Origin of the sequence: Mucilaginibacter sediminis, from assembly GCF_051903035.1 — a bacterium.
Lineage (GTDB): Bacteria > Bacteroidota > Bacteroidia > Sphingobacteriales > Sphingobacteriaceae > Mucilaginibacter.
Map to the genome: position 1 here is coordinate 6031712 of NZ_CP170602.1, position 18178 is coordinate 6049889.

Consider the following 18178-nt stretch of genomic DNA (forward strand, 5'->3'; position numbering starts at 1 on the left):
ATTTATATCCAATTGCACACAAAATGTAATTTGGTATTAAAAAATTGTAAAGAATAATATAAATGGTTTTTTTATTTCAATAAAATTCTATTTTTGTTATTCGCATTTAAGTAGCACATTTAACTAACTTATAACATAAACAAAAACTAAAACTAAAAATTTAAAAGTAATGGCAAACGCACCAACAAAACCAACTACTCCTGTTAAAAAAGAAAGCTCAAGTGCATCAAGCATATTTGCTTCTTTAACTATTCCAATTTGCCTGGTAGTAGCAATTTGTATTTTCGTATTTATACTTGGTGATCCAAGCAACTTTAAAGGTGGTGATGTAGCTAATGGTTACCCTGCAAACATTTATGGAACAGTTCACAAAGGCGGTGTTATCGTACCTTTGATCATGTCGTTCTTATTAATGGTTATTGTTTTCTCTATCGAGCGCTTTGTGGTAATTGGTAAAGCATCAGGTACTGGTAGTGTAGATTCTTTTGTTAGAAAGATCCAGGCTGCCCTTAACGCTGGTAACATTGCAGCAGCATCAGCTGAGTGCGATAAACAAAAAGGTTCAGTAGCAAACGTTATCAAATCGGCATTGAAAAAATATGGCGAAATGGAAGCAGAACCAAACCTTGATGTTGACCAAAAAACTTTAGCCATCCAAAAAGACATCGAAGAAGCAACAGCTTTAGAAATGCCTATGTTGGAGCAAAACTTAACTATCATCGCAACATTAGTATCTATCGGTACATTAACAGGTTTGTTAGGTACGGTTGTGGGTATGATTGGTGCGTTCTCGGCGTTAGCAACTTCAGGTGTGCCTAACCAGGTTGAACTATCTGCTCACATTTCTGAAGCTTTGATCAACACTGCATTTGGTATCAGTACTTCAGCTATCTCAATTATCATGTACAACGTATTTACGTCAAAAATTGATAAACTGACTTACGCTATCGACGAAACTGGTTTCAGCATCGTGCAAACATTTGCTTCGTCACATAAAAACAAATAAAAATATAGTAGTGCATCTGCTGCGTAATTAACGCCGGCAGCGTTAAAACACATTATACACTATATATTTTTAAAAAATTTTAATATGGCAAGGATAAAAGTTCCAAGAAAGAGTACAGCAATCGACATGACCGCCATGTGCGACGTGGCGTTCCTGTTGCTAACTTTCTTTATATTAACTGCAAAACCAAAAACGGAAGACCCGGTTCCAATCGATATTCCGAAATCTTCCATCCAGCAGCCTGTGCCTGAGTCGGATTTTGGGACAGTATCTGTAGGGTCTCAGAAAGCATTCTTCGGCGTTGAAGGGACTGACATTCGCAAGGCGCTTTTAACTCAAATGGGTGATATTTATCACATTACTTTCACCCCTGAGGAGCAAAACAGGTTTTCTACAATCACCTCTGTAGGCGTGCCTATGAGCCAGTTAAAGCAGTTTATTGCTTTATCTGCAGATCAGCAAAAGAAGTTTGTTGCACCAGGTATCCCAAGAGATTCTGTGAGTAACGAATTATTTAACTGGATTCGTGAAGCCCGTAAAGCAACTGTTGCATTGCATAATACGCAAATGCGTATCGCAATTAAAGGTGATAGCAAAGAAGAATACCCGGTTATTAAGGATGTTGTAGGTATTTTGCAAAAGCAAAAAGTTAACAAGTTTAGTTTAATAACAGATCTTGGTGGCGGTGGTACTGCCCCAAAAAAATAAAGAATCATGGCAGAATTAGACACCTCCGGGGGAGGGAAACATAAAGGCGGGAAGGTTAGAAGTAAAAAGCAATCAACCCGTGTAGATTTAACCGCGATGGTTGACCTTGCATTCTTGCTGATCACCTTCTTTATCATGACTACTACATTGGCCAAATCAAAAGCGATGGACCTTGCAATGCCTGATAAAGATGAAAAGACCAAAGATCAGTTGCCAATTGCCGCTTCACGTTCATTGACCCTTTTATTAGGTAGCGATGACAAACTGGAGTGGTACCTGGGCGAACCTGGTAAATCGGCTCCTGAAGTTACCAATTACCGGCCCGATGGCTTGCGTAAGTTGTTAATTGAAAAAGGCAAAGATGTACAGGCAAAAACGGGTAAGGTTATGTTTGTTGTAATAAAACCAAGTGATAAATCAAAATACAAAAACATGGTAAGTGTTTTGGATGAGATGGCTATCACTAACATAACAATGTATGGTATTGTTGATATCACAGCACCCGAAGTAGAGTTGCTGAAAAGAGAGAACATTTACAACGATAACAAATAATAATAAATAACGTTAATTACTATTAAAGCCTGACAAAAAATGTTTGGATCAAAATTAGACATATTAGATCAGAAATGGATCGACGTTGTTTTTAATCTTAGGAATAAGTCTTACGGGGCTTATGAACTTAGAAAGGATAACTCAAAAAATACATCAAGGGCGCTTATTTACGCCATTGTGTTTTTCGTGCTTGTTGTTTCTGCACCTACTATTATAGCGAAGATCAGGGGACTTATCCCGAAAGCTGATGACAAAGTGAAGATAACAGACGTAGTGCTGTTACCGCCACCACCGGTGGATCAAACCAAAAAACCACCTCCGCCGCCGCCAGAACCACCGAAACCAAAAGTTGACCAGGTGCGTTTCCCTCCTCCGATTGTAAAACCGGATAATGAGGTTAAGGAAAAAGATCCGCCAACTGTGAAGGAACTTCAGGTAGCTGACCCTGGTCAGAAAGATCAGAAAGGCGATCCTAACCAGGAGATCAGGATTGATGAGCCTGTAGGTAACTCGGATATTAAACAGGTTGTTGAGGAAGACCCTAATAAGATCTTCGCATCTGTTGAAAATTTACCGGAGTTTCCAGGTGGCCAGGATAAATTTATTGCTTACTTGAGTAAAACTATCCGTTATCCTGCTGTCGATCGTGAAAACGGTACACAAGGACGTGTAATTCTTACCTTCGTTGTGGAACGTGACGGCTCGTTAACTGATATCAAAGTTTCAAGAAGCCTTAGTCCTGGTACCGATGCGGAAGCTGTTCGCGCGTTGAAATCATCGCCGAAATGGAAGCCGGGTATTCAGAATGGCAGGCCAGTGCGTGTACAATATAGCGTACCGGTAAGCTTTGCATTAGCTGCCGATAATTAGGATAATGTCAATTAATTTCAATAAAGAGCAAAAATCGCCCAAAAGGCGGTTTTTGCTTATTTTAGGAACAGCCGCATTTATTTGTTTTATAGTTTTAGGCTTGATGATTATGTTTTGGGATGCACTCCCACTACAATTACAGCCATATCAGCGAAAACTTTTTGGAGCCTTTATAATAGGCTACGCTATTTTGCGTTTCTCAAGGGTATTCAAAAAAGATAAGTATGATGAATAAGTACACTAAAAAATGCGCTTTTTTTATGTTTCTTGCAGCAGCGTTGCTGCAGGCGTGTGAGCCTAATCGTTCTACTCACTCAGGAAGCGACACTTTTGATTCGGGAAAAGCACAATTTGCCGCGGACGAATCATTTGCCCCAATTATTGAGCAGGAAGAATATGTATTTAAAAGTAGGCACGCTGATGCTAACCCTACTTTTTTGTATAGATCAGAAAACCAGGCCATTAATATGTTGCTTAATGATAGCGTGCGGATGGCTGTATTGGCCCGTAATTTGGATACCGTTGAACGCAATGTGCTGATAAAGCGTGGTTTGAGTGTTGAGGTACAACGATTTGCAATTGACGCCGTGGCGTTAATTGTAAACCATGCTTCTAATGATACTACTATTACAGTAAGCATCTTGAAAAAAATGCTCAACGGACAAGGTGATCCGAATAAAACAATTGTTTTTGATAACCCTAACTCAAGTTTGGTAAGGTATTTGAAGGAGTTTTCGGGTAACAAGGAATTTAAGCAGAAAAACATTTACGCGCTTAAATCAAATAAAGAAGTTATAAAGTACGTTAGCGAACACCCGGACGCCCTTGGAATTACAGGTTTTAGCTGGCTGAACGATCCGGGAAAGGATATTGCCGCTTATGTGGACAATGTTAAAATAGTTAGTGTTAAGGATGAGGCCAGTAAGGAGTATTCCGGTCAATACTTTAAACCTTCACAGGAATCGCTTGTCTTAAAACAGTATCCTTTAAGCCGGGGATTGTACCTGGTTAATAGTTCGAGTAAGATTGGTTTAGCAATTGGTTTTGCAACCTTTTTAGGTAGCGATGTAGGGCAACGGATCATATTGAGATCTGGTTTGCTCCCCGATTCAATACCGCCACGGGAGATAATTTTAAAAAGTAAATAATTAAAATAAGATGAAAATGATCAGTAAAATAGCTAAGGCAACATTAGGACTGGTATTAATAGGTTCATCATCAGTTTTTGCGCAAAGTCTAGCCGACGCCAAAAAAGCTATTGACGCCGAACAATATCAGAAAGCCAAATCGATGCTTAAAAACCTTACGGCCACGCAGGCCGACAAGGACGAGAATTTCTTTTACCTGGGTTGGGTGTACATCAAACAGGATTACTCCGACTCGGCTAAGGCGGCCTTTAACAAAGGTATTGCCGTAAACCCAAAATCTGGTTTAAACTATGCCGGTTTAGGTGCTGTTGCCCGTTTGGATAAAGACAAAGCAGGTGCTACAACAAACTTTAACCAGGCCGTAGCCCTTGCAGGTAAAAATGCGAAGCCTTATGTATTTGTGGGTAAAGCTTATTTGCTGCCGGTAACTACAGATGGTAAAGTATCTGTTGACGATGCAAGCGCTGCAATCGCGGTGTTGCAAAAAGGTAAGGTTGTTGCCCCTAAGGATGTAGAACTATTGATTACGTTAGGTGATGCTTATGCTTCGCAAATAAAAAGTAATGAAGCTTACCAGGCTTATTCTGATGCATCAACCATCGACCCTAAAAACCCTGCTGCTAAAGTTGCAACCGGCGTTTTATGGAGGTATGCTAATAACTTTGAGGATTCTGAAAAGCAATTCCAGGATGCTTTAGCCATCGACCCTAACTATGGTCCGGCTTACCGCGAGTGGGCCGAAACAGATAACCGTTGGGCAACAACTGACCCTAAAATGGCGTCAGTAAAAATTAAACAAGCAGTTGAGGAATATAAAAAATATATAAGCCTGACAGATCAATCACCAGAATCGCAAATGCGCTATGCCGACTTCCTGATAAGTGCAGGCCAATACGCCGAATTACAGCCTGTTGCTTCTGATTTGGTTAAAAACGCAAATTCAAACTTAAGGGCTTATCGCTATCAGGCTTATGCCGCTTATGAAAACAAAGATTATCCTGCCGGTTTAACAGCTATGAATACCTGGATGACAAAAGCGGATCCTAAAAGGATTGTTCCCCGCGATTATTTATACCTGGGGCGTTTACAGATGAAAACAGGTACAGATTCGGTAGGTATCAATACTTTGAAAAAAGCGTTAACAATGGATTCAACACAAACAGATGTGTATGGAGAAATTGCGAAGTCATTATTCCAACAGAAAAAATACCTTCAGGCTGGTGATGCTTATAAGTTAGTTACCGTAAAAGGTGGCCGTGCTGTGAAACTTACCGACTATTTTTACGAAGGTATTAGCTATTACTACGGTTACGACGAAAAGAAGCCAGGTGCTGACTCGGTAATTGCTAAAGCTGATTCGGCTTTTAGCTATGTTACTCAAAAAGCGCCCACAACTTCAGATGCATACATTTACCGTGCACGTGTTAACGAGTTGAAAGATAAAGACCGTAACAACATTGTAGGCTATGCCAAGCCGTTTTATGAGAAATACATTGAAGTTGCAACTGCTAAAGGAGCACCAGATGATAAAACTAAAAAGAACCTTGCAGAAGCCTATGTTTATTTAGGTACTTACGCCGAATTTAAGGAAAAAGATTTGGCCAAGGCTACCGATAACTACACCAAAGCAAGGGACAACGACCCCAATAATAAGCAGGTGGTAGCTTTCTTTGCCCGTAAAGCAGGCGGAGCCGGCAAAAGCAAATAGTTTTTAGAACCAAGAGTTAAGAATCAAGAGTCAAGACGAGGAAAAGCAATGCTTTCCTTATCTTGACTCTTTTTTTGCGCCGGGTTGCAAGAGGGGGTAAGAGTTAATATCAAAAGGCGACGCGGTTATTATCTGATCGTCGCCTCATATTTTCACTGGTGTACAGACTATATGAAGATATTTTTTTGCCTTAACTCTTGATTCTTGACTCTTGAATCTAATAAGGCTTTTTTATTATCAATCCATTAGTATATTTGCACCATGGAAGCACACAGTTTACCGGGTAGCTATCTGCCCATTATATTTCAAATGCTGGTGGCGTTAGGGTTTGTTGTTACTACCATGTTTGTAACACATAAAATTGGTCCTAAACGTAAAACAAAAGATAAGCTTACACCTTTTGAATCGGGTATTGAGGTTGTGGGTAATGCCCGTACGCCTATTTCTATCAAGTATTTCCTGGTAGCCATCCTGTTTGTATTGTTTGATGTGGAAGTTATTTTTATGTACCCATGGGCGGTTAATTTTAAAGCTATGGGCGAACAGGGAATGATTGAGATGTTCATCTTCATGGCTACCCTTTTATTAGGTTTTATCTACGTTATTAAAAAGGGCGCTTTAGACTGGGATTAGTTTAGAACAATTCTAAATATAGCCATCAGCTACGCATAGTGTACCTTTTACATCGTTATTTATGTAATTTTGCGCTCGTTACCTGTTAAGGCAGGTAATGTTTTCTATTAACATTATTCAATGAGTGATATTCAAATAGTTAATGCCCCTATGGGGGTTGAAGGTTCCGGTTTTTTTGCCACATCGCTTGATAAGGCGGTTGGCTTGGCCCGCGCTAACTCACTATGGCCATTGCCTTTTGCCACATCATGCTGCGGTATTGAATTTATGGCTACAATGGCTTCTCACTACGATCTTTCGCGTTTTGGTGCCGAGCGTTTAAGCTTTTCGCCACGCCAGGCAGATTTGCTGATGGTTATGGGTACTATAGCCAAAAAAATGGCCCCGGTACTGCGCCAGGTTTACCTGCAAATGGCCGAGCCCCGCTGGGTTATGGCTGTTGGCGCTTGTGCATCAAGCGGTGGTATTTTTGATACTTACTCTGTGTTACAGGGTATCGACGAAGTTATCCCGGTAGATGTTTATGTACCAGGATGCCCGCCACGCCCCGAAGCTATCATTGATGGTTTTATGAACATACAGGAACTGGTAAAAACTGAAACTGTGCGCAGAAGAAATGAGCCTAAATACCAGGAATTATTAGCTAAATACGGAATTCAATAGTAATGGCCCAGATACCCAACGAAGAGCTTTTAAAAAGAATCGGCGAGAAATTTGGCGAGCAGGTTACCTTAGTGGGTGAGCCTTATGGTTTGCTGACGGTAGAAACAAGCCGCGAGCAGATCATTGACCTGTTAACTTTCCTGAAAACAGACCCGGCCCTTAAGTTTATATTTTTAACAGATATTACCGGCATTCACTACCCAGAGCAGGAAAAGCAAATTGGCATTATTTACCATTTGCACAGCCTTACTACCAACACCCGTATCAGGATAAAGGTGTTTTTGGCTGATGGCGATGTCCATATCCCGACTGCCACTGTACTATGGGAAGGTGCTAACTGGATGGAGCGTGAAACTTACGACTTTTTTGGAGTGATCTTCGATGGTCATCCCGACTTGCGTCGTATTTTAAATGTTGACGATATGACAGCTTTCCCCATGCGGAAAGAATTCCCGCTGGAAGATCCTAACCGTGTGGATAAGAAGGATTACTTTTTTGGAAGATAAATACATGCCGCACAGGGTAACCTTACGCGGCATCACTATATAAAAGAAATATAAATTATACTGATGCAAAACCATCCTGTATATACAGATAACGATCCGCAAAGCGAGCTTTCAACCTTAAACCTCGGCCCAACCCACCCTGCTACCCACGGTGTGTTTCAAAATGTGCTGCAGTTGGATGGAGAAAGAATTGTGAGCGGCGTATCAACCATAGGCTATATTCACCGGGCGTTTGAGAAAATTGCCGAACACCGCCCTTTTTACCAGATAACCCCGTTAACCGACAGGCTTAACTACTGTTCATCACCCATCAATAACATGGGCTGGCACATGACGGTAGAGAAACTGTTAGGCATCACCACACCAAAGCGTGTTGACTATCTGCGTGTAATTGTGATGGAACTGGCCCGTATTGCCGACCACATTGTTTGTAACGGCGTATTGGGTGTAGATACCGGCGCTTTTACCGGGTTCCTGTATATGATGGAATTCCGCGAGGCTATCTATGAAATTTATGAAGAGGTTTGCGGCAGCCGCCTAACTACAAACATCGGTCGTATTGGTGGTTTTGAACGTAATTTCAATTCTATCGCTTTCGCCAAACTGCGTAAGTTTTTAGTTGATTTCCCTAAAACATTAAAAGAGTTTGAATCGCTGTTTAACCGTAACCGCATTTTTGTCGATAGGACAAAAGATGTGGCCGCTGTTACCGCCGAAGATGCCTTAAGCTATAGTTGGACAGGCCCTTTACTGCGCGCTGCCGGTGTTGATTACGATGTAAGGGCCATGAACCCATACTCGTCATACGAAGATTTTGATTTTGAAGTACCGGTAGGAACCAATGGCGATGTTTACAGCCGCTTTTTGGTACGCAACGAAGAGATGTGGCAAAGTTTGCGCCTGATTGACCAGGCCTTAACCAAACTGGACAAAGAGCCATCGGATGTTTTTCACGCCGATGTGCCGGAGTTTTACCTGCCTCCAAAAGAAGAAGTTTATAATAACATGGAAGCCTTGATCTATCACTTTAAAATTGTGATGGGCGAGATACCAACCCCTAACACCGAGGTTTATCATTCGGTTGAGGGCGCTAATGGCGAGTTAGGTTTTTATTTGGTGAATGATGGTGGGCGTAGCCCATACCGTTTGCATTTCCGCAGGCCAAGCTTTATCAATTACCAGATGTACGCGCCAATGAGCCGTGGGATGTTATTATCAGATGCGATTATTAATATGAGTAGTTTAAACGTTATAGCCGGAGAGTTAGATGCTTAGAGTTGAAGATACTCAGGTTTCGGTTGAGTTTAGCCCGGAACTGCTGAATAAATTTGCTGATGTGGTTACCCGCTATCCTGCAGGTAAACAAAAATCGGCATTGTTGCCTATCCTGCACTATGTACAGGCCGAGTTTGGCTGGGTAAGCCCGCAGGCTATGGATAAGGTAGCAGCCTATTTGGATATATTGCCGATAGAGGTTTACGAAGTAGCTACATTTTATACCATGTACCTGCTTAAGCCAAGCGGTAAATACGTATTGGAAGTGTGCCGTACAGGCCCATGTGGTGTAGTTGGTGCCGATAAGATCATGGATCATATTGAGCAAACACTTGGTGTACCCGAAGGCGAAGTTACTGCCGATGGCTTATTTAGCTGGAGAGGTGTAGAGTGCCTTGCAGCGTGTGGCTACGGCCCTGTTTTACAAATAGGCCCCGAATATACTTTTTACGAAAATTTAACTAACCAATCGGTTGATAAACTGGTTAGTGATTTAAGGGCAAAAGCAAAAAATTAAAGCAATGGGACGCAAATTACTTTTAGAACATATAAACGTACCCGGCATCAATACATTTGATGTGTACCGCCAAAAGGGTGGTTATGCATCTGTAGAGAAAGCTTTAAAAACCATGACGCCTGAGGCGATTGTGGAAGAGGTAAAAAAATCAGGCTTACGCGGTCGTGGTGGTGCGGGTTTCCCAACCGGCATGAAATGGAGCTTTTTGGCTAAACCCGAAGGGGTAGAACGTTACCTGGTTTGTAATGCCGATGAATCGGAGCCTGGTACTTTTAAAGACCGCTATTTGATGACTTACATCCCTCACTTATTAATTGAGGGGATGATTGTTGCCAGCTTTGCGCTGGGTGCCAAAACGTCATATATCTACGTTCGTGGCGAAATGATGCCGCAGATCCGCATCCTGGAAAGGGCCATCGCGGAAGCAAAGGCAAAAGGATTTTTAGGAAAAAATATATTAGGATCGGGCTACGACCTGGAGCTGTATGTACAACCGGGCGGTGGTGCATACATCTGCGGAGAGGAAACCGCCCTGTTAGAATCATTGGAAGGTAAGCGCGGTAACCCGCGTATTAAACCACCATTCCCGGCTATTGCTGGCTTGTATGGCTGCCCAACAGTGGTAAACAATGTGGAATCAATTGCCGCCGTAGTGCCTATTATCAACGAAGGTGGCGACGAGTATGCAAAAATAGGTATTGGCAGAAGCACAGGCACCAAGCTGATCTCGGCTGGCGGTAACGTGAAAAAACCAGGTGTTTACGAAATTGACCTTGGCCTGCCTGTTGAGGAATTTTTATACTCCGACGAATATTGCGGTGGCATCGCCAACGGCAAACGCTTAAAAGCCGTGGTAGCAGGCGGTTCATCTGTACCGATTTTGCCGGCTAACCTGTTCATGAAGACCATTAATAACGAACCACGCCTGATGAGCTATGAATCATTAGCTGATGGTGGATTTGTAAGTGGTACCATGATGGGTTCGGGTGGTTTTATAGCTTATGATGAAGACCAATGTATAGTACGCAATACCTGGAACTTCACCCGTTTTTATCACCACGAAAGTTGCGGGCAATGTTCGCCATGCCGTGAAGGTACCGGATGGATGGAAAAAGTATTGCACCGTTTAGAGCATGGCCATGGTAAAATGAGCGATATGGACCTGCTGGTTGATGTATCTAAAAAGATTGAAGGAAATACCATTTGCCCGCTTGGTGACGCGGCAGCATGGCCGGTAGCCAGTGCTATCCGCCACTTCAGGGATGAGTTTGAATGGCATGTAACTAATGGAGCAGAAGCAGTGACCCGTAATTTCGGTTTGGCACACTACGCAGATCCATTACCGAAACCAGAGGTTTTGGCATAACATAATACACCGCCCCACTATGTCATTGCGAGGAACGAAGCAATCTCATAGAAAGGGCGACGACTATGCATACGACGAGATTGCCACGCTACGCTCGCAATGACATATCGGAAAATAAAATGCTTCTAAACTTTGGAGTTTAGATAATAGGATTTAGAGTTTATACGAGGACGTTATATATATAAATGTCGATGAAAGTAACGATTGACGGAATACCCGTTGAAGTAGAACCAGGAACAAGCATACTTAATGCCGCGAGGCAGATAGGTGGCGACATTGTTCCGCCTGCTATGTGCTATTACTCCAAACTGGAAGGCAGCGGTGGTAAATGCCGTACCTGTTTGGTTAAGGTGACCAAAGGATCTGAAAAAGACCCTCGCCCTATGCCTAAACTGGTAGCATCATGCCGTACCGGTGTTATGGATGGCATGGAAGTGCAAAATATTACATCGCCCGAAGTTATTGAGGCCCGCAAAGGTGTGGTTGAAATGTTATTGATCAATCACCCGCTGGATTGCCCTGTTTGCGACCAGGCCGGCGAATGTCACCTGCAGGATTTAGGCTTTGAGCACGGCGCGGCTAAAACCCGCTACGAATTTGACCGCCGTACTTTTGAAAAAATTGATATCGGCGATAAAATTCAGCTGCACATGACGCGCTGCATCCTTTGCTACCGTTGTGTTTTCACTGCCGACCAAATCACCAATACCCGTTTACACGGTATCCTGAACCGGGGCGATCATTCTGAGATATCTACTTACATCAGCAAAGCTGTTGATAACGATTTCTCGGGCAACGTAATTGATGTTTGCCCGGTAGGCGCGTTAACTGATAAAACTTTCCGATTTAAAAACCGGGTATGGTTTACCAAACCGGTTGATGCACACCGCGATTGCGATAAATGCTGTGGTAAAGTAACTTTATGGTATAAGGGCGAGGATGTAATCAGGGTAACCGGCCGTAAAGATGTTTATGGCGAGGTAGAGGAATTTATCTGCAATACCTGCCGCTTTGATAAAAAGAAAACGGCTGATTGGGTAATTGAAGGCCCGCGTAAAATATCGCACAAATCGGTTATCAGCTCAAATCATTACGAGTTTACGCCGCTGCCGGTTGTAAAAACAAACCCGGTATTACTGGAAGCCAATAAAGAACAATTTGAAAGGGATACACGCTTATAATGGGAACCGATTTAATATTTAGGATTGTACTGATCGTTGTTATTTTCCTGATCAGTTTGGTTGTGGCCATGTACTCAACCTATGCCGAGCGTAAAATAGCGGCGTTTTTCCAGGATAGGATAGGCCCTAACCGTGCCGGTCCGTGGGGGATTTTACAGCCGCTTGCCGATGGTGGCAAGATGTTTTTGAAAGAGGAGATCATCCCCACAAATGCTACCTCGTTCCTGTTCATTGTAGGCCCTTGTTTGGCTATATTAACGGCCTGTATAGGCTCGGCAGTTATTCCATGGGGGCAAAAAATGGTTATTGGCGGTCATATTGTCGATTTGCAGGTTACCGATATTAACGTTGGTGTATTATATATCTTCGGCGTGGTATCATTGGGCGTTTATGGCGTAATGATTGGCGGCTGGGCTTCGAATAATAAATACTCCTTGTTAGGCGCTATCCGTGCGGCATCACAAAATATCAGCTACGAAATTTCGATGGGCTTATCCATCATTGCCCTATTGATGCTTACCGGTACTTTAAGTTTGAAAGAGATTGCCGAGCAGCAACACGGCTGGAACTGGAATATATTGCGTCAGCCATTAGGCTTTTTGATATTCATCGTATGCGCGTTTGCGGAAACTAATCGCACACCGTTTGACTTACCCGAGTGCGAAACCGAGCTTGTAGGTGGTTACCATACGGAGTACTCATCAATGAAATTAGGTTTCTATTTGTTTGCAGAGTATATCAACATGTTCATCTCATCGGCAGTGATGGCTACCCTTTACTGGGGCGGTTATAACTACCCGGGTATGGATTGGGTTACAGCACATGTAGGCCCTGCAATTGGCCCGCTGATTGGCACAGTTGTGCTTTTTGCAAAAATATTCCTGTTCATCTTCTTCTTCATGTGGGTACGCTGGACAATTCCGCGTTTCCGTTATGATCAACTGATGGATTTGGGCTGGAAGATATTGATACCATTGGCTATTGCCAACATAGTGCTTACCGGTGTGGTGAGTACAGCACTTAAACACCTTGGATTTTAATTAAATGGAATCATTAAGCAATAAGAAAAAAGTATTGGAAGTAAAGCCGCTCAATTTTCTGGAGCGTGCTTACCTGCCGGCCATTGTTGGCGGTTTGGCCACTACGATGAAGCACTTTTTCAGGAAGCCGGTAACCATCAGCTATCCTGAAGAGAAGCGTGAGTTTTCTGAAAACTTCCGCGGCATGCATTCGCTTAAGCGCGATGAGGATGGTAAAGAACGTTGCACCGCATGTGGTTTGTGCGCTTTATCATGCCCTGCTGAAGCTATTACCATGACAGCCGCCGAGCGCCAAAAAGGCGAAGAGCACCTGTACCGGGAGGAAAAATACGCCGCTGTTTACGAAATAAATATGCTGCGTTGCATTTTTTGCGGCTTATGCGAAGAGGCCTGCCCTAAAGAGGCCATTTACCTTGACGGAGATATTGTGCCTGCCGACTATTTAAGGAAGGATTTTATTTACGGTAAAGACAAATTAGTAGAGGCACCCTTAAATCAATAAAGAAGTTTTATACCTTTGCCCAACCTTAAAGCAGGGCAAAGGTATTTTGTAAATATAAACATGAGTACATTTTACTTCATCGCGTTTTTGTCCATATTCTTTTCGATATTGGTAATCTCGGCCAAAAATCCGGTACATAGTATCCTTTATCTTATACTTACCTTTTTTACGTTCACCATTCACTATATTTTACTGAATGCCCAGTTTTTGGCTATTGTAAATTTCATAGTGTACATGGGCGCTATCCTGGTATTGTTCCTGTATACCCTGATGCTCATTAACCTGAATAAGGAAAGCGAGCCGGTTAAACCGTTTATGATCAAAATAGCCGGTGTATTTGGCGGTGGCATTCTTGCTGTTGCAATTGCATCGTCATTAAAACTGGTTGCCACATCAAACCCGGTGGTACTGCAAAACCCCGACCTTGGGTTGGTGAAAAACCTGGGTAAAGTATTGTTTAACGAATTTTTACTGCCATTTGAAGTATCGTCTGTATTGCTGTTATCGGCAATGGTAGGCGCTGTTTTGCTGGCTACAAAAGACCCTAAAACTACATAATGGAAAGTTTAACAAATACCATGCACGCGGTGCCGCTTAATCATTACATATTGTTAAGTGCCATTATTTTTTCGATTGGCGTAATGGGAGTATTAATCCGCCGTAATGCCATCGTGATTTTTATGTCGGTTGAGTTGATGCTGAACTCGGTAAACCTGTTGCTAACTGCATTTTCTGTTTACAGGGGCGATGCTACCGGCCAGGTTTTCGTATTCTTTATTATGGCGCTGGCTGCTGCCGAAGTAGCTGTGGGCCTTGCTATCATCGTGATGATCTATAGAAACACAAATTCGATAGATATTAACGTGCTGAACAGACTGAAGTGGTAAGGTGATTTTAGATTTCGGAATTTCGATTTCGGATTTTAGAATTATAACAAATATAAAACATACTGTCATTGCGAGGTACGAAGCAATCGCCGATAGGCAAACCGGATTTGCATTGGGAGAGAGTTTTAATCTGGCGACAGACGAATAAATAAATTAAAAACGTATAACGTAGTACGTAAAACGTATAACTCAAAACATGAATCAATATATCTGGCTTATTCCCATATTACCGTTAGCCGGTTTTATTATTAACGGACTTGGCCGTAATTCATTATCAAAAGGCGTAATAGGCTTTATTGGCAGTGCGCTGGTATTGGCATCGTTTGCCTTAAGCATTGCTGTTTTCTTCCAGGTAAAAGCAACCGGGGTAATTAACGTTAACTATTTCGATTGGATTAACGCGGGTCCCGTAAAAGTGCCTTTCGCGTTTCTTGTAGATCAATTGAGTTCTATAATGTTGCTTATAATTACAGGTGTAGGTTTCCTGATCCACTTGTATTCTATTGGCTATATGCATGATGATAAAGGTTTCGGTAAGTTTTTCTCTTACCTGAACCTGTTTGTATTTTTCATGCTTTTACTGGTGATGGGCTCAAATTACATTATCATGTTTATAGGCTGGGAGGGTGTTGGTTTATGCTCATACCTGCTGATAGGCTTCTGGTATACCAACCCAAGCTATGCGGATGCCGCCAAGAAGGCTTTTATCATGAACCGTATTGGCGATCTTGGCTTTTTAATGGGCGTATTCCTTATTATCTACGCTTTTGGCACTGTTGAATTTGCAACTCTTTTCCCTAAAGTAGCGGCAATGAAAGTTGGTGCTGCACCGCTTACAGCTATTGCTCTACTGCTGTTTGTGGGTGCAATGGGTAAATCGGCACAGTTACCGTTGTTTACCTGGTTACCGGATGCTATGGCCGGCCCTACACCGGTTTCGGCATTAATACACGCTGCAACAATGGTTACCGCCGGTATTTATATGATTGCCCGCTCAAACATTATTTATACACTATCGCCATTTGCTATGGAAGCGGTTGCGATAGTAGGTTTAGCTACGGCCTTGTTTGCCGCGCTAATTGCCCTTACACAAACTGATATTAAAAAGGTACTGGCTTATTCAACTGTGTCGCAGTTGGGGTATATGTTTTTGGGCCTGGGTGTTGGCGCTTACACTGGTTCTTTCTTCCACGTGTTAACCCATGCTTTTTTTAAAGCTTTGTTATTCCTTGGTGCGGGTTCTGTTATTCACGCAATGGGCGGCGAACAGGATATGCGCAAGATGGGGGGACTGAGAGGTAAGATAAAGATCACCTTTTGGACTATGATGATAGGTACCATAGCGATATCTGGTATCCCGCCATTCTCGGGTTTCTTTTCAAAAGACGAAATTTTAGCCCACGCCTACGAACATAGCACTACATTTTATGTAATTGGTGTGTTTACAGCGATGCTAACATCTTTCTATATGTTCCGGATGATGTACCTTACCTTCTGGGGTAAATTCCGCGGAACGCATGAGCAGGAACATCATTTGCATGAGTCGCCGGCTACCATGACTATTCCTTTGATTGTATTGGCTATATTATCCATGGTGGGTGGTTTAATAGGTGTGCCCGAAGTATTAGGCGGCCACCATGAGTTAGGGCAGTACCTCGCGCCTGTATTTAAAGCATCAACTGCCGCGTTGCCAATGCATGAATTATCTACAGGTACAGAAAAAGCATTGATGATAATTTCGGTAGCGTTAGCATTTGCAGCATTAATTTATGCTTATGTTAAATATGTTAAAAACGGCCGCGTACCGGTGGCTGATACCGAAGAGCGCCCGGCACTAACCAGCTTATCATACCATAAATTTTATGTTGATGAACTGTATGATTTTCTTATCCGCAAACCCCTGGATTTTCTGTCGACCTTCTTCTACAATGTAGTAGATAAAATGGGTATCGACGGCCTGGTGAACGGGATTGGTAAAGGTACAATTGAAACCAGCAAAGGCTTGCGTTTACTGCAAACCGGTAATGTAGGTTTTTACATATTTGTAATGGTACTGGGTATTATAGGCGTGCTGCTGTATACCGTATTTGGATTAACTAAAGTATAAACGATAGCGTTTAAAACATAAAATGACCGTTAGTATATTAATTTTTTTACCGGTAATTGCTGCAGTTATAGTAGCCTTTTTAAAAGGCAACACAGCTAAATATGCCGCCTTATTTTTTGCAATAGCCGAGCTGGCAGTAGCGGGCTTGTTTTTAAGCAAGTTTGTACCCGATGCAACTTCGCAGTTTGTTATAGATGCCCCATGGATACCAAGGTTAGGCATTTATTTTAAAGCGGGTATTGATGGGATTAGCATGATTGTAGTGTTACTTACGGTATTGCTTGTTCCGCTTATCATATTAAGTACATTTAAGCATGAGTACAAAAACGCGGGTGCTTTTTACGGCTTGATTTTGTTTATGCAGGCTGGCTTGTTGTTGGTGTTTACTGCGATGGATGGCTTTTTGTTTTACGTAGGATGGGAGGCTGCATTAATTCCAATTTACTTTATATGCGCCCTTTGGGGTGGCGAAAATCGTATCCGCATTACGCTTAAGTTCTTTATCTACACGTTTGCAGGTTCGTTGTTTATGTTGGTGGCCATCATCTACCTGTACTTGCAATCACCAACGAAAACGTTTGATATACATGCCTTTTACACTTTAAAATTAGGCACTCAGCAGCAATCATGGGTGTTTTTGGCGTTCTTTTTGGCATTTGCCATTAAGATGCCTGTATTCCCCTTCCATACCTGGCAGCCCGATACTTATACAGAAGCCCCAACCGGCGGTACCATGATGCTATCAGGTATTATGCTTAAGATGGGTGTATATGGCGCTATTCGCTGGATGATCCCAAATGCACCTGCAGGTCTTGACCACTGGCAGGCCATTATCACTTCGTTAGCAGTAATAGGTATTGTTTATGCATCAATTATCGCTTTTAAGCAAACTGATGGCAAGCGTTTGGTGGCTTACTCGTCTATTGCCCACGTTGGCTTAATTGCCGCAGGGATATTTTCATGGAGCCAGCAGGGTGTACAAGGAGCGATGGTGCAGATGCTTAATCACGGTATAAACGTTGTTGGTATGTTTTTTATCTGGGATATCATCAGCACCCGTTTAAACACCCGCGAGATAGGAAATCTTGGTGGTATTGCTAAAGTAGCACCTAAATTTTCCATAGCGTTTTTAATTATTGTATTGGGTACTGTAGGCTTGCCGTTAACCAATGGTTTTGTAGGCGAGTTTTTACTGTTAGATGGGGTGTTTCAGTATAGCGCATTCCATTACATGAATATTGCTTTGGCTGTTATTGCCGGTACAACCATTATTTTAGGTGCGGTTTATATGCTGCGCATGTACAAAAATGTAATGCAGGGCGAAGCCAATGAGTTGACCAGTAATTTTAAAGACATCAGCGGATCTGAGCAATTGGTGCTTGGTATTATCTGCATATTAATAATTGGCATAGGTATTTATCCGCAACCTATTTTGCACATATCTGAGGCGGCTGTTACTAATTTGATAAATACTTTGAATACAAAACCAGCCTTTTAATGCTGGCTGCG

The 18178-nt window shown here is 42.4% G+C and carries 19 protein-coding genes; all 19 read left to right on the forward strand.

Features of this window, described 5'->3' with window-relative positions:
• Positions 1-169 precede the first annotated feature (169 nt).
• The 19 genes from ACFGVS_RS24950 to ACFGVS_RS25040 all read left to right on the forward strand — a co-directional run bounded on the left by ACFGVS_RS24950 (position 170) and on the right by ACFGVS_RS25040 (position 18167).
• Complete coding sequence (locus ACFGVS_RS24950; RefSeq protein WP_090651783.1) at positions 170-1006, forward strand: MotA/TolQ/ExbB proton channel family protein; 837 nt, start codon at positions 170-172, stop codon at positions 1004-1006.
• A gap of 84 nt (positions 1007-1090) precedes the next feature.
• Positions 1091-1714 carry an ExbD/TolR family protein gene (locus tag ACFGVS_RS24955; protein WP_090651784.1) on the forward strand — a complete coding sequence of 208 codons (624 nt, stop codon included), beginning with the start codon at positions 1091-1093 and terminating at the stop codon, positions 1712-1714.
• Positions 1715-1720: 6 nt separating this feature from the next.
• Complete coding sequence (locus tag ACFGVS_RS24960; RefSeq protein ID WP_090651785.1) at positions 1721-2266, forward strand: ExbD/TolR family protein; 546 nt, start codon at positions 1721-1723, stop codon at positions 2264-2266.
• Between the two features lie 39 nt (positions 2267-2305).
• Positions 2306-3136 carry an energy transducer TonB gene (locus ACFGVS_RS24965; protein WP_090651786.1) on the forward strand — a complete coding sequence of 277 codons (831 nt, stop codon included), beginning with the start codon at positions 2306-2308 and terminating at the stop codon, positions 3134-3136.
• 224 nt (positions 3137-3360) lie between these two features.
• On the forward strand, positions 3361-4284 hold the full coding sequence (locus ACFGVS_RS24970; protein WP_274209789.1) for a PstS family phosphate ABC transporter substrate-binding protein: 924 nt from the start codon (positions 3361-3363) through the stop codon (positions 4282-4284).
• Between the two features lie 16 nt (positions 4285-4300).
• Positions 4301-5992: a tetratricopeptide repeat protein gene (locus ACFGVS_RS24975; protein ID WP_439696011.1), complete on the forward strand. Its 1692-nt coding sequence runs from the start codon at positions 4301-4303 to the stop codon at positions 5990-5992.
• A gap of 261 nt (positions 5993-6253) precedes the next feature.
• Positions 6254-6625: an NADH-quinone oxidoreductase subunit A gene (locus ACFGVS_RS24980; RefSeq protein ID WP_090651790.1), complete on the forward strand. Its 372-nt coding sequence runs from the start codon at positions 6254-6256 to the stop codon at positions 6623-6625.
• Between the two features lie 120 nt (positions 6626-6745).
• Complete coding sequence (locus ACFGVS_RS24985) at positions 6746-7288, forward strand: NADH-quinone oxidoreductase subunit B (RefSeq protein WP_090651791.1); 543 nt, start codon at positions 6746-6748, stop codon at positions 7286-7288.
• Between the two features lie 2 nt (positions 7289-7290).
• On the forward strand, positions 7291-7794 hold the full coding sequence (locus ACFGVS_RS24990) for an NADH-quinone oxidoreductase subunit C (protein WP_439696012.1): 504 nt from the start codon (positions 7291-7293) through the stop codon (positions 7792-7794).
• Between the two features lie 63 nt (positions 7795-7857).
• Positions 7858-9069, forward strand: a complete 1212-nt coding sequence (locus tag ACFGVS_RS24995; RefSeq protein ID WP_439696013.1) for an NADH-quinone oxidoreductase subunit D — start codon at positions 7858-7860, stop codon at positions 9067-9069.
• Positions 9062-9586, forward strand: coding sequence for an NADH-quinone oxidoreductase subunit NuoE family protein (locus tag ACFGVS_RS25000; RefSeq protein ID WP_090651794.1), 525 nt, complete (start codon positions 9062-9064; stop codon positions 9584-9586). The genes ACFGVS_RS24995 and ACFGVS_RS25000 overlap by 8 nt, the downstream gene beginning before the upstream one ends.
• Before the next feature lie 4 nt (positions 9587-9590).
• The gene (gene nuoF, locus ACFGVS_RS25005; RefSeq protein WP_439696014.1) at positions 9591-10952 is read left to right on the forward strand and encodes an NADH-quinone oxidoreductase subunit NuoF; all 1362 of its coding nucleotides are present in this window, start codon (positions 9591-9593) and stop codon (positions 10950-10952) included.
• A gap of 191 nt (positions 10953-11143) precedes the next feature.
• Entirely contained in the window at positions 11144-12133 is a 990-nt protein-coding gene (locus ACFGVS_RS25010; RefSeq protein WP_439699265.1) for a 2Fe-2S iron-sulfur cluster-binding protein, read from the forward strand.
• The gene (nuoH, locus tag ACFGVS_RS25015; RefSeq protein ID WP_439696015.1) at positions 12133-13173 is read left to right on the forward strand and encodes an NADH-quinone oxidoreductase subunit NuoH; all 1041 of its coding nucleotides are present in this window, start codon (positions 12133-12135) and stop codon (positions 13171-13173) included. The genes ACFGVS_RS25010 and nuoH overlap by 1 nt, the downstream gene beginning before the upstream one ends.
• 4 nt (positions 13174-13177) lie before the next feature.
• The gene (locus tag ACFGVS_RS25020) at positions 13178-13675 is read left to right on the forward strand and encodes a NuoI/complex I 23 kDa subunit family protein (RefSeq protein WP_090651798.1); all 498 of its coding nucleotides are present in this window, start codon (positions 13178-13180) and stop codon (positions 13673-13675) included.
• Positions 13676-13735: 60 nt separating this feature from the next.
• Complete coding sequence (locus tag ACFGVS_RS25025; RefSeq protein WP_090651869.1) at positions 13736-14233, forward strand: NADH-quinone oxidoreductase subunit J family protein; 498 nt, start codon at positions 13736-13738, stop codon at positions 14231-14233.
• The gene (nuoK, locus tag ACFGVS_RS25030) at positions 14233-14562 is read left to right on the forward strand and encodes an NADH-quinone oxidoreductase subunit NuoK (protein ID WP_090651799.1); all 330 of its coding nucleotides are present in this window, start codon (positions 14233-14235) and stop codon (positions 14560-14562) included. The genes ACFGVS_RS25025 and nuoK overlap by 1 nt, the downstream gene beginning before the upstream one ends.
• Positions 14563-14758: 196 nt before the next feature.
• The gene (nuoL, locus tag ACFGVS_RS25035; protein WP_439696016.1) at positions 14759-16669 is read left to right on the forward strand and encodes an NADH-quinone oxidoreductase subunit L; all 1911 of its coding nucleotides are present in this window, start codon (positions 14759-14761) and stop codon (positions 16667-16669) included.
• A gap of 22 nt (positions 16670-16691) precedes the next feature.
• Positions 16692-18167, forward strand: a complete 1476-nt coding sequence (locus ACFGVS_RS25040; RefSeq protein WP_274209780.1) for a complex I subunit 4 family protein — start codon at positions 16692-16694, stop codon at positions 18165-18167.
• The last annotated feature ends 11 nt before the right edge of the window (positions 18168-18178 follow it).

Bases quoted from the DNA above. Each gene is read 5' to 3' on its own strand.
- ACFGVS_RS24950 (WP_090651783.1), top strand. From the start codon at position 170: ATGGCAAACGCACCAACAAAACCAACTACTCCTGTTAAAAAAGAAAGC.
- ACFGVS_RS24955 (WP_090651784.1), top strand. From the start codon at position 1,091: ATGGCAAGGATAAAAGTTCCAAGAAAGAGTACAGCAATCGACATGACC.
- ACFGVS_RS24960 (WP_090651785.1), top strand. From the start codon at position 1,721: ATGGCAGAATTAGACACCTCCGGGGGAGGGAAACATAAAGGCGGGAAG.
- ACFGVS_RS24965 (WP_090651786.1), top strand. From the start codon at position 2,306: ATGTTTGGATCAAAATTAGACATATTAGATCAGAAATGGATCGACGTT.
- ACFGVS_RS24970 (WP_274209789.1), top strand. From the start codon at position 3,361: ATGATGAATAAGTACACTAAAAAATGCGCTTTTTTTATGTTTCTTGCA.
- ACFGVS_RS24975 (WP_439696011.1), top strand. From the start codon at position 4,301: ATGATCAGTAAAATAGCTAAGGCAACATTAGGACTGGTATTAATAGGT.
- ACFGVS_RS24980 (WP_090651790.1), top strand. From the start codon at position 6,254: ATGGAAGCACACAGTTTACCGGGTAGCTATCTGCCCATTATATTTCAA.
- ACFGVS_RS24985 (WP_090651791.1), top strand. From the start codon at position 6,746: ATGAGTGATATTCAAATAGTTAATGCCCCTATGGGGGTTGAAGGTTCC.
- ACFGVS_RS24990 (WP_439696012.1), top strand. From the start codon at position 7,291: ATGGCCCAGATACCCAACGAAGAGCTTTTAAAAAGAATCGGCGAGAAA.
- ACFGVS_RS24995 (WP_439696013.1), top strand. From the start codon at position 7,858: ATGCAAAACCATCCTGTATATACAGATAACGATCCGCAAAGCGAGCTT.
- ACFGVS_RS25000 (WP_090651794.1), top strand. From the start codon at position 9,062: ATGCTTAGAGTTGAAGATACTCAGGTTTCGGTTGAGTTTAGCCCGGAA.
- nuoF (WP_439696014.1), top strand. From the start codon at position 9,591: ATGGGACGCAAATTACTTTTAGAACATATAAACGTACCCGGCATCAAT.
- ACFGVS_RS25010 (WP_439699265.1), top strand. From the start codon at position 11,144: ATGAAAGTAACGATTGACGGAATACCCGTTGAAGTAGAACCAGGAACA.
- nuoH (WP_439696015.1), top strand. From the start codon at position 12,133: ATGGGAACCGATTTAATATTTAGGATTGTACTGATCGTTGTTATTTTC.
- ACFGVS_RS25020 (WP_090651798.1), top strand. From the start codon at position 13,178: ATGGAATCATTAAGCAATAAGAAAAAAGTATTGGAAGTAAAGCCGCTC.
- ACFGVS_RS25025 (WP_090651869.1), top strand. From the start codon at position 13,736: ATGAGTACATTTTACTTCATCGCGTTTTTGTCCATATTCTTTTCGATA.
- nuoK (WP_090651799.1), top strand. From the start codon at position 14,233: ATGGAAAGTTTAACAAATACCATGCACGCGGTGCCGCTTAATCATTAC.
- nuoL (WP_439696016.1), top strand. From the start codon at position 14,759: ATGAATCAATATATCTGGCTTATTCCCATATTACCGTTAGCCGGTTTT.
- ACFGVS_RS25040 (WP_274209780.1), top strand. From the start codon at position 16,692: ATGACCGTTAGTATATTAATTTTTTTACCGGTAATTGCTGCAGTTATA.